This is a genomic window from Methylobacterium sp. D48H, from assembly GCF_053345715.1.
Genome location: NZ_JBKFAP010000151.1, coordinates 1 through 306 on the forward strand (window position 1 = coordinate 1; position 306 = coordinate 306).

1 pseudogene is annotated in these 306 nt (G+C 72.9%); it reads right to left on the reverse strand.

Annotated elements, in window-relative coordinates:
* Positions 1 to 306 (reverse strand): annotated as a pseudogene (locus ACLBX8_RS31900) (polysaccharide biosynthesis/export family protein); the annotation flags it as partial.

A 306-nucleotide genomic window follows, 5' to 3' on the forward strand; every position in this document is an offset into this window, starting at 1 on the left:
CGGCGAAGTCCGACAGGCCGCGCGCCTTGGCCAGCGCCTGCGCCAGCGTGATGCCGTCGGCCTGGAACGGCAGCTCGGTGCTGTTGCCCAGCGCGCCCACCGCGATGAAGGTCTGCGGGTCGCGCACCAGCGTCAGCACGTCGTTGGGCCGCAGGTAGATGTTCTCCCTGGGGTTCGATACCACCGTGGTCAGCGGCACGGTCGCGGTCACCGGCCCGCGCGAGAGCCGCACGAAGGTCTCGTTGACCGGCGCGCGGTTGCCGCCGGCGGCGGCGATGACGTCGAGGATGCGGTCGCCGTGGCCCG